Origin of the sequence: Pseudomonas gingeri, assembly GCF_013386115.1 — a bacterium.
GTDB classification, from domain to species: Bacteria; Pseudomonadota; Gammaproteobacteria; order Pseudomonadales; family Pseudomonadaceae; genus Aquipseudomonas; species Aquipseudomonas gingeri.
The window spans coordinates 1-26406 of sequence record NZ_JACAOR010000019.1 but is presented as its reverse complement, the minus strand read 5'-3'; the positions used below and the strand labels follow the sequence as shown (position 1 = coordinate 26406).

Annotated in this window: 29 protein-coding genes; 13 read left to right on the top strand and 16 right to left on the bottom strand. The window is 64.6% G+C overall.

The features are described from left to right. Positions 1 to 58: 58 nt before the first annotated feature. From ccmA to HX881_RS31365, 11 genes are all read left to right on the top strand, one after another. Positions 59 to 730, top strand: coding sequence for a cytochrome c biogenesis heme-transporting ATPase CcmA (gene ccmA / locus HX881_RS31415; RefSeq protein ID WP_167331617.1), 672 nt, complete (start codon positions 59 to 61; stop codon positions 728 to 730). Continuing rightward, positions 727 to 1395, top strand: coding sequence for a heme exporter protein CcmB (ccmB, locus tag HX881_RS31410; protein ID WP_177088486.1), 669 nt, complete (start codon positions 727 to 729; stop codon positions 1393 to 1395). The genes ccmA and ccmB overlap by 4 nt, the downstream gene beginning before the upstream one ends. Positions 1396 to 1440: 45 nt before the next feature. Beyond that, a complete protein-coding gene (locus HX881_RS31405) occupies positions 1441 to 2199 on the top strand; it encodes a heme ABC transporter permease (RefSeq protein WP_177088484.1) in 759 nt (252 codons plus the stop codon). Next, positions 2196 to 2372, top strand: a complete 177-nt coding sequence (gene ccmD, locus HX881_RS31400) for a heme exporter protein CcmD (RefSeq protein WP_017124394.1) — start codon at positions 2196 to 2198, stop codon at positions 2370 to 2372. The genes HX881_RS31405 and ccmD overlap by 4 nt, the downstream gene beginning before the upstream one ends. Further along, a complete protein-coding gene (gene ccmE / locus HX881_RS31395; protein WP_177088482.1) occupies positions 2369 to 2824 on the top strand; it encodes a cytochrome c maturation protein CcmE in 456 nt (151 codons plus the stop codon). The genes ccmD and ccmE overlap by 4 nt, the downstream gene beginning before the upstream one ends. An 18-nt stretch (positions 2825 to 2842) precedes the next feature. Continuing rightward, positions 2843 to 4816, top strand: coding sequence for a heme lyase CcmF/NrfE family subunit (locus tag HX881_RS31390; protein ID WP_177088653.1), 1974 nt, complete (start codon positions 2843 to 2845; stop codon positions 4814 to 4816). After that, complete coding sequence (locus HX881_RS31385) at positions 4813 to 5349, top strand: DsbE family thiol:disulfide interchange protein (RefSeq protein ID WP_177060452.1); 537 nt, start codon at positions 4813 to 4815, stop codon at positions 5347 to 5349. Before HX881_RS31390 ends, HX881_RS31385 begins: the two co-directional genes overlap by 4 nt. Further along, entirely contained in the window at positions 5346 to 5816 is a 471-nt protein-coding gene (locus tag HX881_RS31380) for a cytochrome c-type biogenesis protein (RefSeq protein WP_177088480.1), read from the top strand. The genes HX881_RS31385 and HX881_RS31380 overlap by 4 nt, the downstream gene beginning before the upstream one ends. Continuing rightward, entirely contained in the window at positions 5813 to 7012 is a 1200-nt protein-coding gene (ccmI, locus tag HX881_RS31375) for a c-type cytochrome biogenesis protein CcmI (RefSeq protein WP_177088478.1), read from the top strand. The genes HX881_RS31380 and ccmI overlap by 4 nt, the downstream gene beginning before the upstream one ends. A 10-nt stretch (positions 7013 to 7022) precedes the next feature. Next, the gene (locus HX881_RS31370) at positions 7023 to 7415 is read left to right on the top strand and encodes a hypothetical protein (RefSeq protein ID WP_017124388.1); all 393 of its coding nucleotides are present in this window, start codon (positions 7023 to 7025) and stop codon (positions 7413 to 7415) included. 199 nt (positions 7416 to 7614) lie between these two features. Continuing rightward, entirely contained in the window at positions 7615 to 8253 is a 639-nt protein-coding gene (locus tag HX881_RS31365) for a DUF5666 domain-containing protein (protein ID WP_017124387.1), read from the top strand. An 83-nt stretch (positions 8254 to 8336) separates the two neighbouring features. Here the strand turns inward: HX881_RS31365 and HX881_RS31360 are convergent, their stop codons facing one another. The 8 genes from HX881_RS31360 to gcl all read right to left on the bottom strand — a co-directional run bounded on the left by HX881_RS31360 (position 8337) and on the right by gcl (position 17829). After that, positions 8337 to 9335: a sulfate ABC transporter substrate-binding protein gene (locus tag HX881_RS31360; protein WP_017124386.1), complete on the bottom strand. Its 999-nt coding sequence runs from the start codon at positions 9333 to 9335 to the stop codon at positions 8337 to 8339. 91 nt (positions 9336 to 9426) lie between these two features. Further along, a complete protein-coding gene (locus HX881_RS31355) occupies positions 9427 to 10251 on the bottom strand; it encodes an ion transporter (RefSeq protein ID WP_177088476.1) in 825 nt (274 codons plus the stop codon). A 47-nt stretch (positions 10252 to 10298) separates the two neighbouring features. After that, the gene (locus HX881_RS31350; protein ID WP_177088474.1) at positions 10299 to 11171 is read right to left on the bottom strand and encodes an urea transporter; all 873 of its coding nucleotides are present in this window, start codon (positions 11169 to 11171) and stop codon (positions 10299 to 10301) included. Positions 11172 to 11287: 116 nt separating this feature from the next. Then, the gene (gene pyk / locus HX881_RS31345; protein WP_017124383.1) at positions 11288 to 12703 is read right to left on the bottom strand and encodes a pyruvate kinase; all 1416 of its coding nucleotides are present in this window, start codon (positions 12701 to 12703) and stop codon (positions 11288 to 11290) included. Next, entirely contained in the window at positions 12693 to 13988 is a 1296-nt protein-coding gene (locus tag HX881_RS31340) for a glycerate kinase type-2 family protein (protein WP_177088472.1), read from the bottom strand. Before HX881_RS31340 ends, pyk begins: the two co-directional genes overlap by 11 nt. 221 nt (positions 13989 to 14209) lie before the next feature. Beyond that, the gene (locus HX881_RS31335) at positions 14210 to 15100 is read right to left on the bottom strand and encodes a 2-hydroxy-3-oxopropionate reductase (protein WP_177088470.1); all 891 of its coding nucleotides are present in this window, start codon (positions 15098 to 15100) and stop codon (positions 14210 to 14212) included. A 40-nt stretch (positions 15101 to 15140) separates the two neighbouring features. Continuing rightward, positions 15141 to 15923, bottom strand: coding sequence for a hydroxypyruvate isomerase (gene hyi / locus HX881_RS31330; RefSeq protein ID WP_177088468.1), 783 nt, complete (start codon positions 15921 to 15923; stop codon positions 15141 to 15143). A 130-nt stretch (positions 15924 to 16053) separates the two neighbouring features. Then, the gene (gcl, locus tag HX881_RS31325) at positions 16054 to 17829 is read right to left on the bottom strand and encodes a glyoxylate carboligase (protein ID WP_177088466.1); all 1776 of its coding nucleotides are present in this window, start codon (positions 17827 to 17829) and stop codon (positions 16054 to 16056) included. Between the two features lie 264 nt (positions 17830 to 18093). Here gcl and HX881_RS31320 point away from each other — a divergent pair, with 264 nt between their 5' ends. Beyond that, positions 18094 to 18534 (top strand): GlcG/HbpS family heme-binding protein, encoded by a 441-nt coding sequence (locus HX881_RS31320; RefSeq protein WP_042934616.1) that lies wholly within the window; start codon positions 18094 to 18096, stop codon positions 18532 to 18534. A 22-nt stretch (positions 18535 to 18556) separates the two neighbouring features. Here HX881_RS31320 and HX881_RS31315 read toward each other — a convergent pair whose 3' ends face one another. Further along, positions 18557 to 19165: a TetR/AcrR family transcriptional regulator gene (locus tag HX881_RS31315; RefSeq protein ID WP_177088464.1), complete on the bottom strand. Its 609-nt coding sequence runs from the start codon at positions 19163 to 19165 to the stop codon at positions 18557 to 18559. A 128-nt stretch (positions 19166 to 19293) separates the two neighbouring features. Between HX881_RS31315 and HX881_RS31310 the strand changes: the two genes are divergently transcribed. Beyond that, positions 19294 to 20223 (top strand): DUF808 domain-containing protein, encoded by a 930-nt coding sequence (locus tag HX881_RS31310; RefSeq protein WP_177088462.1) that lies wholly within the window; start codon positions 19294 to 19296, stop codon positions 20221 to 20223. 7 nt (positions 20224 to 20230) lie between these two features. On the opposite strand, the gene HX881_RS31305 is transcribed toward HX881_RS31310, so the two are convergent. The 7 genes from HX881_RS31305 to HX881_RS31275 all read right to left on the bottom strand — a co-directional run. Continuing rightward, positions 20231 to 21160 carry an EamA family transporter gene (locus tag HX881_RS31305; protein ID WP_177088460.1) on the bottom strand — a complete coding sequence of 310 codons (930 nt, stop codon included), beginning with the start codon at positions 21158 to 21160 and terminating at the stop codon, positions 20231 to 20233. Between the two features lie 66 nt (positions 21161 to 21226). After that, complete coding sequence (locus tag HX881_RS31300; RefSeq protein ID WP_177088458.1) at positions 21227 to 22507, bottom strand: TRAP transporter large permease; 1281 nt, start codon at positions 22505 to 22507, stop codon at positions 21227 to 21229. Then, positions 22508 to 23035, bottom strand: a complete 528-nt coding sequence (locus HX881_RS31295) for a TRAP transporter small permease (RefSeq protein ID WP_177088456.1) — start codon at positions 23033 to 23035, stop codon at positions 22508 to 22510. A 73-nt stretch (positions 23036 to 23108) separates the two neighbouring features. After that, on the bottom strand, positions 23109 to 24080 hold the full coding sequence (locus HX881_RS31290) for a TRAP transporter substrate-binding protein (protein WP_177088454.1): 972 nt from the start codon (positions 24078 to 24080) through the stop codon (positions 23109 to 23111). A gap of 81 nt (positions 24081 to 24161) precedes the next feature. Then, complete coding sequence (locus HX881_RS31285; RefSeq protein ID WP_177088452.1) at positions 24162 to 25049, bottom strand: glucurono-1,5-lactonase; 888 nt, start codon at positions 25047 to 25049, stop codon at positions 24162 to 24164. A 36-nt stretch (positions 25050 to 25085) separates the two neighbouring features. Next, positions 25086 to 25910 (bottom strand): NAD-dependent epimerase/dehydratase family protein, encoded by an 825-nt coding sequence (locus HX881_RS31280; RefSeq protein ID WP_177088450.1) that lies wholly within the window; start codon positions 25908 to 25910, stop codon positions 25086 to 25088. 209 nt (positions 25911 to 26119) lie between these two features. Continuing rightward, on the bottom strand, positions 26120 to 26406 hold a 287-nt coding region (locus tag HX881_RS31275; protein WP_177088449.1), incomplete at its 5' end, for an OprD family outer membrane porin.

Sequence of the window (26406 nt, the reverse complement as noted above, 5' to 3'; positions counted from 1 at the left end):
CAGCTCTGTGGATAGAGCCGCAAAAGCATTTATTCTGCCTCACGTTAACGGCCGCGCCATGGCCGACTTGAGAACCGCAAAAGGCCTCGATCATTTGACCAGCCCTCTTCTAGAAGCCGTAGCGCTCGCCTGTGAGCGTGACTGGCGGATGCTCTTCGAGAACCTCGAATTGCGCCTGAGCCCCGGCGACATGTTGCAGATCAGCGGCCCCAACGGCAGCGGCAAGACCAGCCTGTTGCGCCTGCTGGCCGGGTTGATGCAGCCGACTGCCGGCGAGATCCGTCTCAATGGCGAACCGCTGCACGGCCATCACGGCGAGCTGGCGCGCACGCTGCTGTGGATCGGCCATGCCGCCGGCATCAAGGATCTGCTGAGCGCCGAGGAAAACCTCAGCTGGCTCTGTGCGCTGCACCAGCCGGCCGGACGCGAGGCGATCTGGCAGGCGCTGGCGGCCGTCGGCCTGCGCGGTTTCGAGGATGTGCCCTGCCATACCCTGTCGGCCGGCCAGCAGCGCCGTGTGGCCCTGGCCCGGCTGTACCTGGACAGTCCGCCGCTGTGGATCCTCGATGAACCCTTCACGGCCCTGGACAAGCAGGGCGTGGCGCAGCTCGAAGAACATCTCGCCGCCCACTGCGAACGCGGTGGCATGATCGTGCTGACCACCCACCACAGCCTGACCCGCGTGCCGGCCGGCTACCGCGACCTCGATCTCGGGCGGTGGGCCGTATGAGTGTCTTCGGGCTGTTGTTCGCCCGCGAAGCGCGGCTGCTGTTCCGGCGTCCGGCGGAACTGGCCAACCCGCTGGTGTTCTTTGCCATCGTGATCGCGTTGTTCCCGCTGGCGGTCGGTCCCGAGACTAAACTGTTGCAAACCTTGTCTCCGGGACTGGTCTGGGTCGCGGCACTTTTGTCCGTCCTGCTCTCGCTGGACGGGCTTTTCCGCAGTGATTTCGAAGACGGTTCCCTCGAGCAGTGGGTCCTTTCGTCGCACCCCCTGGCCCTTCTGGTTTTGGCCAAGGTGCTGGCACACTGGATGTTTTCCGGCCTGGCCCTGGTGTTGCTGGCGCCGTTGCTGGCGCTGATGCTCGGCCTGCCGAGCGCCTGCCTGCCGGTGCTGCTGCTGTCACTGTTATTGGGGACACCGGTGCTGAGCCTGCTCGGTGCCGTGGGTGCGGCACTGACCGTGGGGCTCAAGCGCGGTGGCCTGCTGCTGGCGTTGCTGATCCTGCCGTTGTATATCCCGGTGCTGATACTCGGCAGCGGGGCCTTGCAGGCCGCGTTGCAGGGCATGCCGGCAACGGGTTACCTGCTCTGGCTTGGCAGCCTGGCCGCCCTGGCGGTAACCCTGACACCTTTTGCAATAGCGGCTGGCCTGAAGATCAGCGTCGGCGAATAATGAGGTCTGGTCGATTTCTGACCAGCAAAGACCCTTGGATGTACCGTGATGAACTGGACTTGGTTTCATAAGCTGGGCTCGCCCAAATGGTTCTATGGCATCAGCGGGCGCCTGTTGCCCTGGCTGAGCATCGCCGCCGTGCTGCTGATCGGCGTCGGCGTGGTCTGGGGCCTGGCCTTCGCGCCACCGGACTACCAGCAAGGCAACAGCTTTCGCATCATCTACATCCACGTGCCGGCCGCGATGCTGGCCCAGTCCTGCTATGTGCTGCTGGCGGTCTGTGGTGTGGTGGGGCTGGTGTGGAAGATGAAGCTGGCCGATGTCGCCCTGCAATGCGCGGCGCCCATCGGCGCCTGGATGACCGCCGTGGCGCTGCTCACCGGAGCCATCTGGGGCAAGCCGACCTGGGGCGCATGGTGGGTCTGGGACGCACGCCTGACCTCGATGCTGATCCTGCTGTTCCTCTATTTCGGCCTGATCGCCCTGGGCAATGCCATCACCAACCGCGACAGTGCGGCCAAAGCCTGTGCGGTGCTGGCGATTGTCGGCGTGATCAATATCCCGATCATCAAGTATTCGGTGGAGTGGTGGAACACCCTGCACCAGGGCGCGACGTTCAGCCTCACCGAGAAACCGGCGATGCCCGTCGAGATGTGGATGCCGCTGCTGCTGACCGTGCTGGGCTTCTACTGCTTCTTCGGAGCCGTGGTGCTGCTGCGCATGCGCCTCGAAGTGCTCAAGCGCGAGGCCCGAGCCAGTTGGGTCAGGGCTGAAGTGTTGAACGAGCTGGAGGCGGCCCGATGAGTTTTGCTTCATTCGGCGATTTTCTCGCCATGGGCCATCATGGCCTGTATGTCTGGTCGGCCTATGGTATCTGCCTCGCGGTACTGGTCCTGAACGTCGTGGCGCCGCTGCTGGCCCGCCGGCGCTACCTGCAACAAGAGGCGCGACGTCTGCGCCGGGAGAATGCCAAGTGAACCCGCTGCGCAAGAAGCGTCTGATCATCATCCTGGCGATCCTGGTCGGGGTCGGCGCTGCCGTCGGCCTGGCCTTGAGCGCGTTGCAGGAGAACATCAACCTGTTCTACACCCCGACCCAGATCGCCAATGGCGAAGCGCCCCGGGACACGCGGATCCGTGCCGGTGGCATGGTCGAGAAGGGCTCGCTGGTACGTTCCGGCGACTCCCTGGACGTGAAGTTCGTGGTCACCGATTTCAACAAGTCCGTGACCATCACCTACCGCGGGATTCTCCCGGACCTGTTCCGCGAAGGGCAGGGTATCGTCGCCCTGGGCAAGCTGAACGCCGACGGCGTGGTCGTCGCCGATGAAGTCCTGGCCAAGCACGACGAAAAGTACATGCCGCCGGAAGTGACCAAGGCGCTCAAAGACAGCGGCCAGTCCGCACCTGTTCCCGCCAAGGAGGGTTGATCGATGATTTCCGGGCTTCTGATACCTGAGCTGGGCCACCTGGCCATGATCCTCGCGCTGTGCTTTGCCGTCGTGCAAGCCGTCGTCCCCCTGCTTGGCGCCTGGCGCGGCGATCGCCTGTGGATGAGCCTCGCGCAGCCCGCGGCCTGGGGGCAGTTCGCCTTCCTCGCCTTCGCTTTCGGCGCCCTGACCTACGCCTTCATGACCGATGACTTTTCCGTCGGTTATGTCGCCAACAACTCCAACAGCGCCTTGCCCTGGTACTTCAAGTTCAGTGCCGTGTGGGGCGCCCACGAAGGTTCGCTGCTGCTCTGGGCGCTGATCCTCGGCGGCTGGACCTTCGCCGTGTCGGTGTTCTCCCGGCAGTTGCCGCAAGTGATGCTGGCCCGGGTGCTGGCGGTGATGGGCATGATCAGCACCGGCTTCCTGCTGTTCCTGATCCTCACGTCCAACCCGTTCTCGCGCATCCTGCCGCAGATCCCGGCGGACGGGCGCGACCTCAACCCGTTGCTGCAGGACATCGGCCTGATCGTCCATCCGCCGATGCTCTACATGGGTTATGTCGGTTTCTCCGTGGCCTTCGCCTTCGCCATCGCCGCGCTGCTCGGTGGTCGGCTCGACGCGGCCTGGGCGCGCTGGTCGCGGCCATGGACCATTGTCGCCTGGGCATTCCTCGGCATCGGTATCACCCTCGGCTCCTGGTGGGCCTACTACGAGCTCGGCTGGGGCGGCTGGTGGTTCTGGGACCCGGTGGAAAACGCCTCGTTCATGCCCTGGCTGGTGGGCACGGCGCTGATCCATTCCCTGGCGGTCACGGAAAAGCGCGGGGTGTTCAAGAGCTGGACCGTCCTGCTCGCCATCGCGGCGTTCTCCCTCAGCCTGCTCGGGACCTTCCTCGTGCGTTCGGGCGTGCTGACCTCGGTGCATGCGTTCGCATCCGATCCGGCACGCGGCGTGTTCATCCTGATCTTCCTGCTGTTCGTGGTCGGCGGTTCGCTGACCTTGTTCGCCCTGCGGGCGCCGGTGGTGAAAAGCCATGTCGGCTTCAACCTGTGGTCCCGCGAAACCCTGCTGCTGGGCAACAACCTGGTGCTGGTGGTGGCCGCGTCGATGATCCTCCTGGGTACCCTGTATCCGCTGGTGCTCGATGCCCTGAGCGGGGCCAAGCTGTCGGTCGGCCCGCCGTACTTCAATGCGCTGTTCATCCCGCTGATGGCGCTGTTGATGGTGGTGATGGCGGTCGGCGTGCTGGTGCGCTGGAAAGACACCCCGGTGAAATGGCTGGTGGGCATGCTGACCCCGGTCCTGCTGGGCAGCGTGGCCCTGGCCGTGGTCGCGGGCGTGGTCTACGGCGACTTCAACTGGGCGGTGCTGGCGACCTTCCTGCTGGCGGCCTGGGTGTTGCTGGCGGGTGTGCGCGACATTCTCGACAAGACCCGCCACAAAGGCCTGGTCAAGGGCCTGCCGGGCCTGACCCGCAGCTACTGGGGCATGCAGCTGGCACACCTGGGGATCGCGGTCTGCGCCCTGGGCGTGGTGCTGTCGAGCCAGGAGAGCGCCGAACGCGACTTGCGCCTGGCGCCGGGCGAGTCCATGGAACTGGCCGGTTATCACTTCCTCTTCGAAGGGGCGAAGCATTTCGAGGGGCCGAACTTCACCTCGGACAAAGGCACTATCCGGGTCATCGACAACGGCAAGGAAATCGCCGTGCTGCATCCGGAGAAGCGTCTCTACACCGTGCAGCAATCGATGATGACCGAAGCCGGGATCGACGCCGGTTTCACCCGTGACCTCTATGTCGCCCTCGGCGAACCGCTGGGCGATGGCGCCTGGGCGGTACGGGTGCACGTCAAGCCGTTTGTCCGCTGGATCTGGTTCGGCGGCCTGCTGACCGGCCTCGGTGGTTTGCTGGCAGCGCTGGACCGGCGTTATCGGGTCAAGGTCAAGAGCCGTGTGCGGGAAGCACTGGGCATGAGTGGAGCGACTGCATGAAGCGTTGGATAATGGTAGTGCCGCTGGCGCTGTTCCTGGTGGTGGCGGTGTTTCTGTATCGGGGCCTGTACCTGGACCCGGCCGAGTTGCCCTCGGCCATGATCGGCAAGCCGTTCCCGGCGTTTTCCCTGCCCAATGTGCAGGGCGACAAGACCCTGACCCAGCTCGACCTGCATGGCAAGCCGGCGCTGGTCAACGTCTGGGGGACCTGGTGCATTTCCTGCCGGGTCGAGCACCCGGTCCTGAACAAACTGGCCCAGCAGGGCGTGCAGATCTACGGCGTGAACTACAAGGATGACAACGCCGAGGCACTGAAATGGCTGAAGGATTTCCACAATCCGTACCAGCTGGATATTCGCGACGAGCAGGGCACCCTGGGCCTGGACCTGGGTGTGTATGGCGCGCCGGAAACCTTCTTCATCGATGCCAAGGGTGTGATTCGCCACAAGTATGTCGGGGTGATCGACGAAGTGGTCTGGCGCGAACAACTGGCGGCGGTCTACCAGTCGCTGGTGGACGAGGCCCGGCCATGAAGCGCTGGTTGGCCGCCATTGCCCTGGGCCTGGCCCTGACCGGCGTGGCCCACGCCGCCATCGATACCTACGAGTTCGCCAGCGATGCCGAGCGCGAGCGTTTCCGTGACCTGACCAAGGAACTGCGCTGCCCCAAGTGCCAGAACCAGGACATCGCCGACTCCAACGCGCCGATTGCCGCCGACCTGCGCCGGGAGATCTTCCGCATGCTCGGCGAGGGCAAGGACAATCAGCAGATCATCGATTTCATGGTCGATCGTTATGGTGACTTCGTCCGCTACAAGCCGGCCCTGACCGGCAAGACCGCGTTGCTCTGGTTCGGTCCCGCCGGGCTGCTGCTGGGCGGCCTGGTCGTGATCGCCGTGATCGTCCGTCGCCGCCGCGCCCAGCGCAGCGAAGCCCCGGACGCGCTTTCCGCCGAGGAGCGCGAGCGCCTCGACCACCTGCTGGATAAAAACCACGAATGATTGATTTCTGGCTCGCTACAGGTCTGTTGTTACTGATCGCCCTGAGTTTCCTGCTGATCCCGGTATTGCGTGATCGCCGCGCCCAGCGGGAAGAAGATCGCACCGCGCTGAACGTGGCGCTGTACCAGGAGCGCGTGGCTGAGCTGCAGGCTCAGCAGGAGGAGGGCGTACTGACGGCACAGCAGATGGACACTGGCCGTGCCGAGGCCGCCCGCGAATTGCTGGCCGATACCGAGGGCGTGGCGCCGGCGCGGGTTTCGCGCCTGGGCAAGCCGTTGCCGCTGCTGGCGGCGGTGCTGGTGCCGGTGCTCGGGCTGGCGCTATACCTGCATTTCGGCGCCAGCGACAAAGTCGAACTGACCCGCGAATTCGCCCAGGCACCGCAGTCCATGGAAGACATGACCCGGCGCCTGGAACGGGCGGTCGCGGCCCAGCCGGACTCCGCCGAGGGGCTGTACTTCCTCGGTCGCGCCTATATGGCCCAGGATCGCGCGGGTGAGGCGGCGAAGATCTTCGAACGCACGGTCAGGCTTGCCGGTCGCCAGCCCGAGCTGCTGGGGCAGTGGGCGCAGGCGCAGTACTTCGCCGATGGCAAGCAATGGTCGCCGCAGGTCCAGGCGCTGACCGACGAAGCCCTCAAGGCCGACCCGAAGGAAGTCACCAGCCTGGGCCTGCTCGGCATTGCCGCGTTCGAAGGCCAGCGTTACCAGGAAGCCATCGACTACTGGAAACGCCTGCTGGCCCAACTGCCACCCGAAGATCAGTCCCGCGCCGCGTTGCAGGGCGGCATCGACCGCGCCAGCGAAAAACTGGTGCAAGGTGGTGGCAAGGTCGCCGAAGCCGTCGTTGCCAGGACCGCTGTGCTGAAGGTGCGGGTAGATCTGGCCGCGGACCTGAAAGCCAAGGTTCAACCGGGCGACAGCGTCTTTGTCTTCGCCCGTGCGACCCAGGGGCCGCCGGCGCCGTTGGCGGCCAAGCGGCTGACGGTTGCCGACCTGCCGGCCACGGTCGAACTGGGCGATGCGGACGCGATGATGCCGCAATTGAAACTGTCGAACTTTCCTGAAGTCCAACTGGTTGCACGGATTTCCCGCGCCGGCCAGCCGACGGCGGGCGAGTGGATCGGGCGCAGCCAGCCGTTGGCCAGCAGCACCGCCGCGCAACAGAACCTGACCATCGACAGCCCGGACAAATAGAGAATTCGCCATGACCGCCATCGCCCGCCTCACCCTGTTAACGCTGGTCCTGGGGTTGAGCGCTTGTGCGGTCCATCGGCCACCACCGAGCGGCCCGACGATCCCGCCTTCCGGCCCGACCACCCAACCCTATCCGCCGGCGACGCCGGGCAAGCCGATCCCACCGGCCAAGCCACGCCCCAGCACCTCGGCGACCTTCGCCCCGCCACCGGGTGGCCGCAGCCACTGGGATGGGCAGATGGGCGTCTACGTACTCGACAGCCAGCCCAACACCTTCTACCGCCAGCGCACCTACTACCGCTGGGACAACGGCTGGAGCCGCTCCATCAGCCCCAACGGACCGTGGGAAGAAACCGATGTCCACGGCGTGCCGCCGGGGTTGAGCAAGCAGTTCGGGCAGTGACAGGACACAGTGGCTGATCCTGGCGAGCGTGGCCGGCTTGTCGGCGGATCGGCCCGGGCCATGTCCGCAAACATATCCCCTGGCGAGGAAGTCGAACCCGAGGCGGTGATATTTCATCCCCGAGCCTGCTGATCGGCGCTATAACGGTCTTGTTGAGTCTGCAACCGTTGATGCCCCTACCCAAGGAACCTGAATTCCCATGAAATCGATTTTCGGCAAGTCGGCCCGCCGCAGTGCGTTGGCCTCGGCGATGAGCCTGGCGGTATTGATGTCTGTCGGTGTGGCGCAGGCCGCCGACGCCCCGGCCCAGAGGGTCGCGGTACGCGGCGAGATCACTGCGGTCGAGGCCGATGCGCTCAAGGTGCATACCCTCGCCAACGAAGATGTCACGGTCGCCCTGACCAAGGACACCCAGGTGCGCGGCGTGACGCTGGCGAAGCTGGCGGATATCAAGCCCGGCAGTTACATCGGCACGGCAGCGATGCCCGGTCCGGATGGCACGCTGACGGCGATGGAAGTGCATGTCTTCCCGCCGGAGCTGGCCGGTACGGGGGATGGTCACCGGCCATTCGACCTGGCACAGGGCAGCACCATGACCAATGGTCGCGTGGGTGAGTTGAAGGTCGCCAATGGGCGGACCCTGACCCTCAGCTACAAGGGCGGCGAGAAGAAGGTGGTGGTGCCGGACGATGTGCCGGTGGTCAACCTGGTGCCGGGGGATCGCAGCCTGCTCAAGCCCGGTGTGAAGGTGGTGTTGTTTGCTCAGCAAGGGGCGGACGGCAAGCTGACGGCGGCAGGGATTTCGGCGGGGGAGAACGGGGTCAAGCCACCGATGTAGGGGGGCCTGTTCGATTGCCTTCGCGGGCAAGCCCGCTCCCACAGGGATACCGTGGGAGTGGGCCTTGCTGCCCGGTTTGAACGTTATTTGCCGTTGTAGATCTGGTCGAACACGCCACCGTCATTGAAGTGGGTCTTCTGCACGGTGCGCCAGTCGCCAAAGGTCTTTTCCACCGAGAGGAAGTCGACTTTCGGGAAACGGTCGGTGAACTTGGCCAGCACCGCCGGATCGCGCGGACGCAGGTAGTTGTTGGCGGCGATTTCCTGGCCTTCCGGCGACCACAGGTACTTCAAGTACTCCTCGGCCGCTGCGCGGGTGCCTTTCTTGTCGACCACCTTGTCGACCACGCTCACCGGTGGCTCGGCTTCGGCGGAGACGCTCGGGTAGATCACTTCGAACTGGTCACGACCGAACTCGCGGGCAATCATTTCCGCTTCGTTCTCGAAGGTCACCAGCACATCGCCGATCTGGTTGGTCATGAAGGTGGTGGTGGCGGCGCGGCCACCGGTATCGAGCACTGGCGCCTGCTTGAACAGCTTGGCGACAAAGTCCTTGGCCTTGTTTTCATCACCGCCGTTCTTCAGCACATAACCCCAGGCCGACAGGTAGGTGTAGCGGCCATTACCCGAGGTCTTCGGGTTCGGCACGATGACCTGCACGCCGTCCTTGAGCAGGTCCGGCCAGTCCTTCAGCGCCTTCGGGTTGCCCTTGCGCACGATAAACACAGTGGCCGAAGTGAACGGCGCGCTGTTGTTCGGCAGGCGGGTGACCCAGTTGTCCGGTACCAGCTTGCCGTTGTCCACCAGGGCGTTGATGTCGGTGGCCATGTTCATGGTGATCACGTCCGCCGGCAGGCCGTCGATAACCGAACGCGCCTGTTTGCTGGAGCCGCCGAAGGACATCTGCAGGGTGATGTTCTCGTTGTGCTCGGCCTGCCAGTGTTTCTGGAAGGCGGTGTTGTAGTCCTTGTAGAAGTCGCGCATGACGTCATAGGACACGTTCAGCAGGGTCGGGGCGGCCTGGGCCACGCTGCCGAAGGCCAGGCCGGCGGCCAGGAGTGAGGCGCCAAAGAGTTTTTTCACTGCGCATTCCTTGTTCGAGTAGAGAGAGGGCATTTTGCCAGCGACTATAACGGCGCTGGCATAGTCATTTAAAGATTAAAAAGTACTGTACTTATTCCATTTTTCGGAAAAGGGCATTGCCACACCGGGAGCAGAAAGAGGCTTCGGGTTCGTGGCTGTTCTTCCGGCACACCGGGCAATCGTGCTTGAGCTGTTCGCCGCGCAGGGTGCTGGCCAGCTCGGCGGTGAAAATCCCGGTGGGCACGGCGATGATCGAGTAACCGGTGATCATCACCAGGGCCGAGATCACCTGGCCCAGGGCTGTCTTGGGCACGATGTCGCCGTAGCCGACCGTGGTCAGGGTGACGATAGCCCAATAGATGCTTTTCGGAATGCTGGTGAAGCCATGTTCCGGGCCTTCGATCACGTACATCAGGGTGCCGAACACGGTCACCAGGGTGCAGACGCCGAGCAGGAATACCAGGATCTTCTGCTTGCTGCCACGCAGGGCATCGAGCAGGTAATGGGCCTGCTTCAGGTAGGGGCTGAGCTTGAGTACCCGGAAGATCCGCAGCATCCGGATGATCCGGATGATCAGCAGGTACTGGGCGTCGCTGTAGTAGATCGCCAGGATGCCCGGGACGATCGCCAGCAGGTCCACCAGCCCGTAGAAACTGAAGGCGTAGCGCAAGGGGCGTGGCGAGCAATAGAGGCGCGCCAGGTATTCGATCGCGAAGATCAGGGTGAAGCCCCATTCGATATAGGCCAGGGCATCGGCGAAGTTCTGGTGGACGCTTTCGATGCTGTCGAGGATCACCACCACCAGGCTGGCGAGGATGATCAGCAGGAGGATTTTGTCGAAGCGCCTGCCGGCGACGGTATCGGTTTGGAAAACCATGATATAGAGCCGTTGGCGCCAGTCGTTGCTGCTGTTCATGAGGTGCTGCCCGAACGGTAAATGTTGGAAGCGTGGGGGAATCGCGATCAATGCGCAAGCCGGGCCGGGAGCAGCACCCGCGCGCCGGCCCGGGCCAGCCAGCAGGCGAGGACAAAGGGGGCGGTCAGCGGTGCCAGGCCCAAGGGGCCGAAGCCCGCGCCCAGGAGGATCGCCAGGGCGATGCCGGCCAGCGTCAGCCAGGGTTGCCGGGGTTGCGCACTCAAGGCCAGGGCGGCGAGGGCGGCGTTGTAGCCGCCCAGCCCCGATAGCGCCGGGGAAGGTTCGGTACAAAGGCTGAATGCCAGTCCCGTGCAACTGCCGAGCAGGGCCCAGAGGGCAGCCCGCCGATTGGCCAGCAACAGGCCGGTCATGATCAGCGCGCCGGCCAGTGGCTCGGCGAGGAACATGATCTGGCCGAAGCCGTTGAGTGTCGCGCGTGGCAGGTCGGACAGTTGCGGTTCGAATGCGGGTACGCCGATCGTCGGCAGGGGCGTGGCGAAGGCCAGCAGCGCCCAGCCAAGCAGAACGAAAGGTGCGGTGTAGGCAGGCAGGCGCTCGCCGGTGTAGGCCAGCCAATGCCGGACCAGGATCGCACTCAGGCCGCTGGCGGCGACGATCAGCAGTGGCAGCAATGCCGACCAGGGCCATTGCAGGCTGATCAGCAAACCGAGCAGTACGCCGTTGTAGCTGTAGAGGCCGGCCTGGCGCTCGGCCTTCGGATAACCACGGCGCTGGGCCGTGAGCAGGCCGGCGAGCCCGCCCAGCAACGCGCCGCCCAGCAGGCTCGGGGCGCCGACCAGGATCGCCAGCAGGCAGCACAGGCCACAGAGCGGGTGACGCTGGAGGACGATCTGGCTGAAGCCGTTGAGCAGGGCGGTGGCCCAGTCGGGACAGTGCGGGTTGAAGGGGTTCGATTGCATGGTGGCGGGTCAGGGAATCTTTTTGTGGCAGGGAGATTCTCTTCGTGGGCAAGCCCACTCCCACAGTTCAGCCCTGCAGGAGTGGGCTTGCCCACGAAAAGGCCGGTGCAGGCACCTCAGATCAAGGTTTCGATCCGCAGCGAGTTGGTCGAGCCGGGCTGTCCGAAGGGCACGCCCGCGGTGATCAGCAAGGTGTCGCCACGCTCCGCCATGCCTTGGGCCTGGGCAATCTCCAGGGCCGTCGAACAGACTTCATCCACTTGTCGCAAGCGGTCGTTGACCACCGAATGCACACCCCAGGTCAGGCTCAGGCGGCGGGCGGTCTGCACATTCGGCGTGAGGTTGAGGATCGGTGCCGCCGGCCGTTCCCGCGCCGCTCGCAGGCTGGAGGCGCCGGACTCGCTGTAGTTGACCAGCACGGCCACCGGCAGGATGCGGCTGATACGGCGGATCGCGCAGCTGATGGCATCCGAGACCGTCGCCTCCGCCTGCGGCCGGCTGACATCCAGCTGGGTCTGGTAATCCGGCCCGCTTTCCACCTGGCGGATGATCTTGCTCATCATCTGCACGGCCTCTAGCGGGTAGTCGCCGGAAGCGGTTTCGGCCGAGAGCATCACCGCATCGGCACCTTCGGCCACGGCATTGGCGACATCGGTCACTTCCGCGCGGGTCGGGGCCGGGGAGAAGCGCATCGACTCCAGCATCTGCGTCGCCACCACCACCGGTTTGCCCAGTTGGCGGCAGGTGCCGATGATGTCCTTCTGGATCTGCGGCACGCTTTCGGCCGGCACCTCGACGCCGAGGTCGCCGCGGGCAACCATGATCGCGTCGCTCAGTTCGGCGATTTCCCGCAGGCGTTCGACCGCCGACGGTTTCTCGATCTTGGCCATCAGGAAGGCGCGGTCGCCGATCAGCTCGCGGGCCTCGCGGATATCTTCCGGACGCTGCACGAAGGACAGGGCCACCCAGTCCACGCCCAGTTCCAGGCCGAAGCTCAGGTCCTGGCGATCCTTGGGCGTCAACGGGCTCAGTTCCAGCAGGGCCTGCGGGACATTGACGCCCTTGCGGTCGGACAACTCGCCGCCATTGAGCACCGTGGTGTCGATGGCATCACGGTGCTTGCCGGTGACCCGCAGGCGCAGCTTGCCATCGTCCAGCAGCAGGTCCATGCCCGGTTCCAGCGCGGCGATGATTTCCGGGTGCGGCAGGTTGACCCGGCATTGATCGCCGGGCGTGCTGTCGAGGTCCAGGCGCAGGGCCTGGCCACGCACCAGTTGCACCTTGCCTTCGGCAAAGCGGCCGACCCGCAGCTTCGGGCCCTGCAGGTCCATCAGGATGCCCAGCGGGTAATTGAGCTGGCGCTCGACGCTACGGATCCACGCGAAGCGCCGGGCATGATCGGCATGCTCACCATGGCTGAAGTTGAGGCGAAAGATATTCACCCCGGCTTCCACCAGTTCGCGGATATCGTCGATGCCACGGGTGGCGGGGCCGAGGGTGGCGAGGATTTTGACTTTCTTGTCAGGCGTCATGTTCGGGGCTCTCATGGGCGGCGCTGTCGAGAATCAGGATGGCGCGGAAGTCGTTGACGTTGGTCCGGGTCGGTTCGGTGACGATCAGCGCGTCCAGGGCGGCGAAGTAGCCGTAGCCATTGTTGTTGTCCAGTTCGTCGCCGGCGCTCAGGCCCAGGGCCTGGGCGCAGCTGTAGCTCTGGGGTGTCATCAGGGCGCCGGCGTTGTCTTCGGAACCGTCGATACCGTCGGTGTCGCCGGCCAGGGCGTAGACCCCGGGCAGGCCCTTGAGGCTGTCGGTCAGACTCAGCAGGAATTCCGCATTGCGCCCGCCACGGCCATTGCCGCGCACGGTGACGGTGGTTTCACCGCCCGAGAGAATCACGCAGGGGGCCGCCAGCGGCTGGCCGTGCTGGACGATCTGCCGGGCAATCCCGGCATGGACTTTCGCCACCTCCCGGGATTCGCCTTCGAGGTCGCCGAGGATCAGTGGGCTGAAGCCGGCCTGACGGGCTTTTACCGCGGCCGCTTCTAGGGATTGCTGGGGACGGGCGATCAACTGGAAATGGCTGCGGGACAGGCACGGATCGCCGGGCTTGACGGTTTCCGACTCGGCACTCTGCAACCAGTCGCGCACCGCTGCCGGAACCTCGATGGCATGGCGCCTGAGGATCGCCAGGGCATCGGCCGAGGTGCTGGGGTCGCCGACGGTCGGGCCCGAGGCGATCACCGTGGCCTCGTCGCCCGGGACATCGGAAATCGCGTAGGTGTAGACACTGGCCGGCCAGCAGGCCTTGGCCAGGCGGCCGCCCTTGATGGCGGAGAGGTGCTTGCGTACGCAGTTCATCTCGCCGATGGTCGCGCCGGACTTGAGCAGGGCCTTGTTGATCGACTGCTTGTCCGCCAGGCTGATGCCGGGCGCCGGCAGTGCCAGCAGGGCCGAGCCGCCACCGGAGAGCAGGAAGATCACCCGGTCGTTTTCGTCGAGGTCGCTGACCCGTTCCAGGACACGCCTGGCGACGGCGAGACCGGCGGCGTCGGGCACCGGGTGAGCGGCTTCGACCACTTCGATTTTCTCGCAAGGGGCACCGTGGCCGTAGCGGGTGACGACCAGGCCGGAAATTTCCCCTTGCCAGCAGCGCTCCACCACCTGGGCCATGGCCGCGGCGGCCTTGCCGGCGCCGATGACGATGACACGACCGCTACGGTCCTTGGGCAGGCAGGGTTCGAGTACCTGTTGCGGGTGGGCGGCGTCGATGGCCGTGGTGAACAACTGACGCAGGAATGCTTGCGGATCGACCGACATGGCGGGCTCCCGGATTTATTGTTATGGGTGCAGAGATTGTTCCCCGGCTCTGCGTGGGAACGCCTCACTGGACGCACCGCGTTGATCGTTCCCACGTTCCGCGTGGGAATGCCGCACTGGACGCTCCGCGTCCGCTTCAAAAGCTTCGCAAGCAAGCCCGCTCCCACAGCATCACCGGCTGCATTTCTTTGCCGCGCGTGGGAACGATCTCCAGGGCGCGCTTATTTGTCGCGGATCGAGAAGTTGGCCATATGCTCCAGGCCCCTGATCAGCGCCGAGTGGTCCCAGTTGCTGCCGCCGATGGCCGCGCAGGTGCTGAAGACCTGCTGGGCATTGGCGGTGTTGGGCAGGTTGATGTTCAGCTCGCGGGCCCCGGCCAGGGCCAGGTTCAGGTCCTTCTGGTGCAGGCTGATGCGGAAGCCCGGATCGAAAGTGCCCTTGATCATGCGCTCGCCGTGCACTTCGAGGATCTTCGACGAGGCAAAGCCGCCCATCAGCGCCTCACGCACCTTGGCCGGATCGGCGCCGTTCTTCGCGGCGAACAACAGCGCCTCGGCCACCGCCTGGATATTCAGGGCGACGATGATCTGGTTCGCCACCTTGGCGGTCTGGCCGTCGCCATTGCCGCCGACCAGGGTGATGTTCTTGCCCATGCTCTGGAACAGCGGCAGGGCGCGGGCGAAGGCCTGGCTGTCGCCGCCGATCATGATGCTCAGGGTCGCGGCCTTGGCCCCGACTTCACCGCCCGACACCGGCGCATCGAGGTATTGCGCGCCCTTTTCATTGATCCTGGCGGCGAAGGCCTTGGTGGCGGTGGGGGAGATCGAGCTCATGTCGATGACGATCTTGCCCGGGCCGACCCCGGCGGCGATGCCATCGGCTCGGAACAGCACGTCTTCGACCTGCGGGGTGTCCGGCACCATGACGATGATGAACTCGGCTTCCTGGGCGACTTCCTTCGGGTTCGCCAGGGCCACGGCGCCGGCGGCGACGAGGTCGGCCGGAGCGGCGTCGTGATGCTGGGACAGGAACAGGCTGTGACCCGCTTTCTGCAGGTTCGAAGCCATGGGGTGGCCCATGATGCCGGTGCCGATAAAACCGATTTTAGCCATGAGAAAATCCTCTTGTCGTACTTGTCATAGGGGGATGCGTTCAGATCGCGTTATGGGTTTTCAACCAGCCGAGCCCGGCCTCGGTGGTGGTCAGCGGCTTGTACTCGCAGCCGACCCAGCCCTGGTAGCCGATGCGGTCCAGGTATTCGAACAGGAAGCGGTAGTTGATCTCGCCGGTGCCCGGTTCGTTGCGGCCGGGGTTGTCGGCGAGTTGCACATGATTGATTTCGCCGAGGTGATTGCTCAGGGTCCGGGCCAGGTCGCCCTCCATCACCTGCATGTGGTAGATGTCGTATTGCAGGAACAGGTTGGCGCTGGCGACCTGCTCGCGAATCGACAGGGCCTGGGCCGTGGTGTTCAGGTAGAAACCGGGAATGTCGCGGGTGTTGATCGCCTCCATCACCAGCTTGATGCCCACGGCCTGGAGCTTGTCGGCGGCGTATCGGAGGTTGGCGACCAGGGTCTTTTCCAGGAAGGCCTCATCGAAACCCTGCGGGCGAATCCCGGCCAGGCAATTGATCTGGGTGTTGCCCAGGACCTGGGCATAGGCGATGGCCAGGTCGACCCCGCCACGGAATTCGTCGACGCGGTCCGGGTGGCAGGCGATCCCGCGCTCGCCCTTGGCCCAGTCACCGGCCGGCAGGTTGAACAGCACCTGGGTCAGGCCGTGGGCATCGAGTTGCGCCTTGATCTCGGCGGAGCTGAAGTCGTAGGGGAACAGGTATTCCACGCCACTGAAGCCGGCATCGGCAGCGGCCTTGAAGCGGGCGAGGAAGTCCTGTTCGGTGAACAGCATGGAAAGGTTGGCGGCAAAACGCGGCATGGTGGTCTCCTGTGGAACGGTTTGCGTTGATCCCGTGGGAGTGGGCCTGGTCCGGGCGGCATTCCGACGAAGCTTTTGGCCGCCTCGATGCCTTCTTCGCGAGCAGGCCCGCTCCCACAATCAAGGTCGGTCAGTCGAGCAGTGCGATGGCGGTCGGCGCATCGTTGCCGACCAGCGCGAGGTCTTCGAACTCGTTGACGGCGTTGATCTCGGTGCCCATGGAAATATTGGTCACGCGCTCGAGGATGATCTCGACGATCACCGGCACCCGGAACTCCTCGATCAACTCCTGGGCCTTGCGCAGTGCCGGCTGGATCTGGCCCGGTTCGAACACGCGCAGGGCCTTGCAACCCAGGCCTTCGGCGACGGCCACATGGTCGACGCCGTAGCCGTTGAGTTCCGGGGCATTGAGGTTGTCGAAGGACAGTTGCACGCAATAGTCCATGTCGAAGCCGCGCTGGGCCTGGCGGATCAACCCCAGATAGGAGTTGTTCACCACGACGTGGATGTACGGCAGCTTGAACTGCGCGCCGACCGCCAGTTCCTCGATCATGAACTGGAAGTCGTAGTCACCGGACAACGCCACGACCTTGCGCTCGGGATCGGCCTTGACCACGCCCAGGGCCGCCGGGATGGTCCAGCCCAGGGGGCCGGCCTGGCCGCAGTTGATCCAGTGGCGTGGCTTGTAGACGTGGAGGAACTGCGCACCGGCAATCTGCGACAGGCCGATGGTGCTGACGTAGCAGGTGTCCTTGCCGAACACCTGGTTCATCTCTTCATACACACGCTGGGGCTTGACCGGCACATTGTCGAAGTGGGTCTTGCGTTGCAGGCTGGCCTTGCGCTGCTGGCAATCGCGCAACCAGGCGCTGCGGTTCTTCAGCTTGCCGGCGGCCTGCCATTCGCGGGCGACCTCGATAAAGACCGTCAGTGCCGAGGCCGCGTCGGAAACGATGCCGAGGTCGGGAGTGAACACGCGGCCGATCTGGGTCGGCTCGATGTCGACGTGGATGAACTTGCGACCTTCGGTGTAGACCTCCACCGAACCGGTATGGCGGTTGGCCCAGCGGTTGCCGATGCCCAGCACCAGGTCGGACTTGAGCAGGGTGGCGTTGCCGTAGCGGTGAGAGGTCTGCAGCCCGACCATGCCGACCATCAGCGGATGATCGTCGGGCAGCGTGCCCCAGCCCATCAGGGTCGGGATCACCGGGATGCCGGTCAGCTCGGCGAACTCCACCAGCAGCTCGCTGGCGTCGGCATTGATGATACCGCCACCGGCCACCAGCAACGGGCGCTCGGCCTGGTCGAGCAGGGCCAGGGCCTTTTCCACCTGGATACGGGTGGCACCGGGCTTGGCCAGCGGCAGTGGTTGGTAGGCGTCGATATCGAACTCGATTTCCGCCATCTGCACGTCGAACGGCAGGTCGATCAGTACCGGGCCGGGCCGCCCGGAACGCATTTCATAAAAGGCTTTCTGGAACGCGTAGGGCACCTGGCCCGGTTCCAGGACAGTGGTCGCCCACTTGGTCACCGGCTTGACGATGCTGGTGATGTCCACGGCCTGGAAGTCTTCCTTGTGCAGGCGCGCCCGGGGAGCCTGGCCGGTGATGCAGAGGATCGGGATCGAGTCGGCGCTGGCGCTGTACAGGCCGGTGACCATATCGGTGCCGGCGGGCCCCGAAGTGCCGATGCACACGCCGATATTGCCCGCCCTCGTCCGGGTGTAGCCCTCGGCCATGTGCGAGGCACCTTCGACATGACGAGCAAGGACGTGATCGATGCTGCCGACTTTTTGCAGCGCACTGTACAGAGGGTTGATCGCGGCACCGGGAATGCCAAAGGCGGTATCGACCCCTTCGCGGCGCATCACCAGGACGGCGGCTTCGATTGCTCTCATTTTGCTCATTATTTTGTGCCTCTTACGTTTTGTAATTGTATACAAGTGGCTTTGCGTCGAGTGTATTCACGGCGAACGGCGCAGGTCAATCCATTTTCTCAAACGGCTGCTGCGTTCGTCGGGAACCCGTGAAATTGAGGTTTTGACGATGTTTAGCGTCTTTTGCAAAATTATTGTATACAAAAATATTTATTATTGTGCTCTATTTGTTGGGTAGAGTGGCGCTTGCGTCGAGCGTCAAAGGCTTCCCAACACAGCATGAGGACGGCACCCATGAGCGCTTTAACCTTGAAAGTCGCAGTCAGCCTGGCCGGCCAGGCGATTGCGGCGGGACGGACGATTTCCGCGGCCCCGCTGGCCATTGCGGTACTGGATGGTGGCGGGCACCTGGTGACCTTGCAGCGCGAGGACGGTGCCAGCCTGCTGCGGCCGCAGATCGCCATCGGCAAGGCCTGGGGCGCGATTGCCCTGGGCAAGGGCTCGCGCCTGCTGGCGCTGGATGCGCAGCAACGGCCGGCATTTATCGCGGCGTTGAACAGCCTGGGGCAGGGCAGCGTGGTGCCGGCACCGGGTGGGGTGCTGATCCGCGATCAGGCCGGGCAGGTGCTCGGCGCCCTCGGGATCAGTGGCGATACGTCGGATATCGACGAGCAGTGCGCGATCAGTGCGATCGAGGCGTTGGGGCTGACGGCGGATGCCGGGGTGTCAGCCTGACCGGGGTTGCCGGCGCTGGCAATTATCGATCGGGTTCACAGCCCTTGAGCACCAGGCGCACGATGGTCTGTGCCGCCGCCTCGTAGTCGCTGTCGTCGAGCCTGGCCTTGCCGGTGATCGAGGAGATCTGCCAGTCGAAGTCGGCATAGGTCTGGGTCGCGGCCCAGATGGTGAACATCAGGTGGTTGGGGTCGATGGGGGCGATCTGTCCCCGGTCGATCCAGCTCTGGATGCACTCGATATTGTGCCGGGCCTGGGCGTTGAGCTGTTCCACCTGCTCGCGACTCAGGTGCGGCGCGCCGTGCATGATTTCGCTGGCGAAGACCTTGGAGGCCGCCGGCAGGTCGCGGGAGATGCGGATCTTCGAGCGGATATAGCCGGCCAGCACTTCACCGGGCACGCCTTCGGGGTTGAACGGCGTCGACGCCTGCAGGATCGGCTCGATAATGCTTTCCAGGACCTCGCGGTAAAGGTTGTCCTTGGATTTGAAGTAGTAGTAGACATTGGGCTTGGGCAGGCCGGCCCTGGCCGCGATGTCGCTGGTCTTGGTGGCAGCGAAACCCTTGTCGGCGAACTCTTCACTGGCTGCGCGCAGAATCAGTTCTTTGTTGCGTTCGCGGATGGTGCTCATAAACCAGGGTTTTCCTTGCCTGTCCGGGCGGTTGGGCATGGTAGCACCGGGCTTGCGCGAGTCTCAAGATTGCCCTCCGGGACGCCCGACGGCACACTGTGCAACGCAATTTTCCCGAGGAATGCACCATGGCAGGAAGCAGTTTGCTGGTCTTGATCGACGATATCGCGGCGGTACTGGATGACGTCGCGCTGATGACCAAGATGGCGGCCAAGAAAACCGCCGGGGTCCTCGGTGACGACCTCGCGCTCAATGCCCAGCAGGTCTCCGGGGTGCGCGCCGAGCGTGAGTTGCCGGTGGTCTGGGCGGTGGCCAAGGGATCGTTTCGCAACAAGCTGATCCTCGTCCCGGCGGCCCTGGCGATCAGTGCGCTGGCCCCCTGGCTGGTGACGCCGCTGTTGATGCTGGGCGGTGCCTACCTGTGTTTCGAAGGCTTCGAAAAGCTCGCGCATAAATTCCTCCACAGCCAGGCCGAGGACGAGGCCGGGCATGTCCGGCTGGTGCAGGCGATCGGCGATCCGGCGACCGACCTGGTGGCCTTCGAGCGGGACAAGATCAAGGGCGCGGTGCGCACCGATTTCATTCTCTCGGCGGAGATCATCGCCATTACCCTCGGCACGGTGGCCGACGCGCCGCTGATGCAGCAGGTGGTGGTGCTGTCGGGCATCGCCATCGTGATGACGGTCGGCGTGTATGGCCTGGTGGGCGGTATCGTCAAGCTCGATGACGGCGGCCTGTACCTGAGTCGCAAGGCCGGCGAGGGTGCCTGGGCCTCCTTGCAGCGCAGTCTCGGGCGTGGCGTGCTGAGTGCCGCGCCGTACCTGATGAAGAGCCTGTCGGTGATCGGCACGGCGGCGATGTTCCTGGTCGGCGGCGGGATTCTCACCCATGGCGTACCGGCGCTGCATCACTGGATCGAGGGTGTGGCCGCGGCGGCCGGCGGCTTTGCGGTGGTGGTGCCGACGCTGCTCAATGCGGTAGTGGGGATTGTCGCCGGGGCGGTGGTGCTGGCCCTGGTGACGCTGGCCACCAGGCTCTGGCGCGCAACTCGCGGCTGACAGGGAATCAGGCCGGCCTGCGCGAGGTCAGCAGGACGATCCCGCCGACCACGATCAAGCCGCCGATGACTTGCCCGCGGCTCAGCAACTGGTCGAGGATCAGCCAGCCGAACAGCAGGCTGGCGATCGGTTCGACGTTCATCACCGGCGCATTGCGCACAATGTCCAGGCGGCTCACACAGATGAACAGCAAGGAAAACGCCAGGCCGTAGAGCAGCACCAGGCAGCCCAGCGCCAACCAGCCGGTCGGCGCGCCCGGCAGGCTGATGCCACCGGGCAGCAGTTCGCTCAGGCCCAGCAGTGCGGTGACGCAGAACACCACCAGCAAGGTCAGCAGGCTGCGCACGCTGCCACGCACCTGGGACAGCTTGTGCTCGGTTATCCACAGGGCGCAGGCAAAGACACTGGCGGCGGTAAAGCCGAACAGTATCCCTTCCAGCCATTGTGCTTCGCCGCTGTCCTGGCTGGACAGGCGCTGCGGCACGTCCAGGGCGAACACCAGGCCGATCAGGATCATGCCCATCAACAGCATCGCCTGCCGGGTCGGCGCACGTCCGCCGAGCGCCCAGTTCAGCAGCACCAGCAGGATCGGCGCGGTATTGCCCACCAGCAACGCCAGGGCCACGGGAATCCGCGCCACGGCCGAATAGACACAAAAGCTTTGCGCGGCGATCAGCACCCCCATCAGCAATTGCCAGCGCCAGGTCCCGGCCTTGAGCTTCAGGGTTTCCCGCTGCCAGAACACCAGCCCGGCGAGCACCAGCAAGGTCACGCCGGAACGGCAGAGAATCGCCAGCAACAGGCCGGTGTCGTGGTCGAAGGCGATCCGCGCGGCGATGTGATTGCCGGCGAAGGCACAGGCGAGGGTGGCGAGAATCAGTACCGCGAGCGGGCGCGGCAGTGCGGTGGAGAGGGACTGCGTTGGGGAGGCGGACATGACAGGCGGTTTTCCTTGACCGGGATCGGGAGCCGCGGCGTGGCGGCTCCCGGGGGGAGGGGCGACTTACAGCACCAGGTGCGGCAGCCAGAGCGACAGCGCGGGGATATAGGTGACGGCCATCAGCACCAGGAACAGCACGCCGTAGAACGGCAGCAGCGCCTTGACGGTCTTCTCGATGCTGACCTTGCCCACCGCCGAGCCGACGAACAGCACCGCGCCCACCGGCGGCGTGATCAGGCCGATCCCCAGGTTCACCAGCATGATCATGCCGAACTGCACCGGATCGACGCCGATGCCGAGGATCACCGGCATCAGGATCGGCGTGAGGATCAGGATCAGCGGGGCCATGTCCATCACCGTGCCGAGCAACAGCAGCATGACGTTGATGCACATCAGGATCACGTAGCGGTTGTCCGACAGGGTCAGGAACAGTGTGGTGATCTTCGCCGGGATCTGCATCAGGGTCATGATGTAGCCGAAGCTGGCGGCGAAGCCGATCAGGATCATCACGATGGAGATGGTGCGTACCGTGCGGTGCATCAGCTTGGGCAGCTCGCTCCACTTGTAGTCGCGGTAGATGAACATGGTCACGAAGAACGACCAGAGCACGGCGATCGCCGCCGACTCGGTGGCGGTGAAGATCCCCGAGAGAATCCCGCCGAGGATGATCACCATGGCCATCAGGCCCCACAGGGCATCGGCGCAGATTTTCAGGGCCTGGCGCAGGGGAATGACTTCGCCCTTGGGATAGTCGCGCTTTTTCGCGAAGATCAGGCACAGCACCATCAGGCAGGCGCTCATCAACAGGCCCGGGACCACCCCCGCCATGAACAGCGAGGCGATGGACACCGTGCCGCCGGCGGCCAGGGAGTAGAGCACCGAGTTGTGGCTGGGCGGTGTCAGCAAGGCCTGCACCGAACCGCTGACGGTGACGGCGGTGGAGAAATCGCGGGGATAGCCGCGGCGCTCCATTTCCGGGATCAGCACCGAACCGACCGAGGCGGTGTCGGCCACCGACGAGCCGGAAATCGCCCCGAAGAAGGTCGAGGCCATGATGTTCACCAGTGACAGGCCGCCGCGCACGAAGCCCACCAGGACTCCGGCGAACGCCACCAGGCGCCGTGACATGCCGCCCTCGGCCATGATCGCGCCGGCCAGGACAAAGAACGGAATCGCCATCAGCGAAAACTTGTTCACCCCGCCGGCGACCTGGATCATCAGGGCCTGGAACGGGATATCGATCCACCAGGCGCCGATCAGCGCGGCCAGGCCCAGGGCGTAGGCCACCGGCATGCCGATCAGGATCAGGAGGATAAAACTGCCCAACAGAATCAGCGCGTCCATTCAGGCAGCCCCTTCGTTTTCTTCGACCAGGTCGAAACGCACCACGCGGCGCTGGCTCTGGTCGCCCAGCAGGAGTTTTTCCAGCACGAAGATCAGCGTCAGGGCGCCGCCCACGGGAATCGGCATGTAGGTGATGCCGACCCGCAAGGTCGGCAGCGCACTCATGAACTGGTTCCAGGTCGAGGCGCAGAGTTTGGCTCCCCAGATCGTCATGAACAGGCAGATGGTCGCCATCAGCACCTGGGCGATGAGGGCGGCGCCCGAGCGCATGGCCGGGCTCATGCGGTCGGTGAGCATGGCCACGGCCATGTGCGCGCCGGCACGGTAGCTGGCGGCGGCACCGATAAAGGTGAACACCATCATCAGCAGGATGGCGCTGGGCTCCGGCCAGCTGGAGCCGGTACCGAGGACGTAGCGGGCAAAGATGCCCCAGGGAATGATCAGGGAGATGGCGAGTATCGCCAGCCCCGCGACCCAGATGCAGGCCATGTAGATCCGGTCGTTGATCTGCAGCACAAGATTCTTCATCGGATGTCACCGTTACCCGCCGGCTTGGGCGCTGGGCGCCAGCCGGTCGGGCCTTCCATGAGGTGGGAGGGGGTTACTCGACCGCTTCGATGCGGGTCATCAGCTCGGCGTAGGGCGCGCCGTACTTCTCGCGGATCGAGGCGGTGGCCTCATAGAAGGGTTTCTTGTCGACGACGATGAACTCGACGCCGGCGGCCTTGAGCTTCTCTTCGCTGCTGGCGGACTTGGCGTCCCACAGCGCGCGCTCTTCGAGTTGCGCCTGCTTGGCCACCTTGCGGACCAGGGCCTGTTGCTCGGGCGTGAGCTTTTCCCAGGTGGTCTTCGACATCACCACCGGCTCGGGCAGGATCAGGTGCCCGGTCAGGGCGTAGTACTTGGCGTTCTGGTAATGGTTGTGTTCGAGCATGGTCGGCGGGTTGTTTTCCGCGCCGTCGATCACCCCGGTCTGCAGGGCGCTGAAGATCTCGCCGGTGTCCATGGCGATGCCGTTGCCGCCCATGGCATTGATGGTTTCGATAAACAGCGGATTGCCCTGCACGCGGATCTTCATGCCCTTGAGGTCGGCGAGGCTGCGCACCGGCTTCTTGGTGTAGAGGTTGCGGGTGCCGCCATCCATCCAGGCCAGGGCCACCAGGTTGAATTCGGACTGGGTGATCTTCTCGAGGATCTCCTGGCCGATCTCGCCGTCGATGACCTTGCGCATATGGGCCTGGTCACGGAACACGAAGGGCATGTTGAACACGTTCACGTCCGGTACCACCGGCCCGACGATGCCGAGGCTGACCCGGGCCATCTGGACCGCGCCGACCTGGGCCTGTTCCACCACCTCCTTTTCCGAGCCGAGCACGCCGCCGGCGAACATCTTGAACGTCAGGCTGCCGTTGCTTTCCTTGACCAGGGTCTTGCCCATGTTTTCTTCGGCGACCACGGTCGGGTAGCCGGCCGGGTGGATGTCGGCGAACTTGATTTCCAGGGCATGGGCCAGGTGGCTGAAGCTGAAGGCGAGGGGGAGTGCGGCGATGAGAAGCTTGCGTTTGAAGTCCATGGGGTGATTCTCCGTCTTGTTGTTATTTTTTGGCTGCTTCGTTCAAAAGTGCTCGGTATCCACGCCCTCGGGCACAAGGCATCAGGCGTGGAAAAACGGTTCCTCCAGGCCCTGGACGCCCGGGCGCAGGGCAAACACGCCGCCGGCCAGGGGCTGGTCGTGCAGGTCGCCGCCGGGGCGGATCGAGGTGACGAACAGGGTGCTCAGGTCGCTGCCGCCGAACGCGCACATGGCGGGTTTCTTCACCGGCACCGCCAGGGAACGGTCAAGGCGACCGTCAGGGGTGAAGCGATGGATCAGGCCTTCGTCGTTGCCGCAGATCCAGTAGCAGCCATCGACGTCCATGGCGGCGCCATCGGGTCGGCCGGGGTACTGGTTCATGTCGACGAACAGCCTGCGGTTATGCGGTGTGCCGCTGTCGGTGTCGTAGTCGAAGGCCCAGATGCGTTGCACGCTCGGATGGGAATCGGACAGGTACAGGGTCTTGCCGTCAGGACTGAAGGCCAGGCCGTTGGGCACGATCAGGTTGTCCAGGCTGGCCTGGAGCGGTTGCTGTTGCCCGGCGTCGTAGCGATACAGGGCGCCGACCGCTCGGCCCTGGCTCATGTCCAGGAGCATGGTGCCGGCCCAGAAACGCCCCTGGCGGTCGCAACGGCCATCGTTGAAACGCATGCCGGGGCTGGCATGCCGGACCGGCGCCAGCAACCGGCTGTGCAGGCCGTTGTCGACATCGGCCTGCAGCCTGAACAGGCCGCTTTCCAGGCCGGCGATCCAGCTGCCGTCCTTGTAGCGGGCGATGCAGGCGAGCATTTCCGGGGTTTCCCAGCTGTGGGTCTGTCCGGTCCCGGCACTCCAGCGGTGCAGGCGACGGGCCGGGATATCGACCCAGTACAGCGCCTGTTCGCGCACGCTCCACACCGGGCTTTCGCCGGTGGCGTTGCGGGCGTCGAGAATCAATTCTGCGTCCATGGGCACTCCGTTCCCTGAAGAGGATGGTTCGTCGGCTCAGTCGCCGAAAGGACCCGCGGCGACAAAGGCACCGCCCTGGTAGACCATGGCCGGATCGTCCGCCGCCGGGGCCGGCTGGGCCTCGACCTTGGCGCGGAACGGCTCGGAGCTGTCCTGTGGCTGGTAGCCGAGGTGCGCGGCCAGATGGTTGTCCCACCAGACATAACGATTGTCGGAGACGCCGTAGACCACGGTGTGCCCGACATTGGGCGCGTACAGGGCGCGTTCGAGCAGTTGCGTCAGGTCGTCGAAGCTCAACCAGCTGCTGAGCATCCGGCGGTTCTGCGGTTCCGGGAACGACGAACCGATGCGGATGCTGACGGTCTCGATGCCATAGCGGTCGAAGTAGAAGCTGGCCATGTCCTCGCCGTAGGACTTGGACAGTCCGTAGTAACTGTCCGGGCGCCGTGGCGCGTGGGCGTCGATGGTTTCGCTCTGCTTGTAGAAGCCGATCACGTGGTTGGAACTGGCGAAGATCACCCGTTTGACGCCATGGCGACGGGCGGCTTCGTAGATATGGAAGACGCCGCAGATATTGGCCCCGAGGATTTCCTCGAAGGGGCGTTCCACCGAGACGCCGCCGAAATGCAGGATCGCGTCGACGCCTTCGACCAACTGGTGCACCGCCTGCTTGTCGGCGAGGTCGCAGGGCCGGACTTCCTCGCGGTCATCGATGGGCGCCGCCATCTGGGCGATATCCGACAGGCGCAGGACACGGGCATAGGGCCGCAGGCTTTCGCGCAGGACCTTGCCCAGGCCGCCGGCCGCACCGGTGAGCAGGAGACGATTGAAGGGCTGCGGGGTGGTTGTCGCTGAGGTCATGGCGTGGCCCTGGTCGAATGTTTGTTGTTATTTTTGTCGTCTGTTGTCGTACGACATTGAGTCTGGATTATCGTCAGCGCGAAACGGCTTTGTCAATGCGATGGATGCTTTGATCGGTGGCCACCACGGGCTGTAGATTTTTCAAAATGTTTCGAGCTGCATGATCGCTTCCCGGCGGAGCGCGGGAGCGATCAATCGGCAGCGATCGGCTACAACAACGAAATCGGGTAGCTGATAAACAGGCGGTTCTCGTCGAACTCGTTGGTGCTGAAGCTCTTGCGGATACTGGAGTTGCGCCAGCGCACGTTGAGGTCGCGGAAGGTGCCGCTCTGCACGGTATAGGCCAGCTCCGATTCGCGACCCCATTCCTTGCCGTCGGTCACCGTGCCGATGTGCACGTTGTCGCCGCTGATATAGCGGTTCATCAGGGTCAGCCCGGGGATGCCCAGCGCGGCGAAGTTGTAGTCATGGCGCAACTGCCAGGATTTCTCCCGGG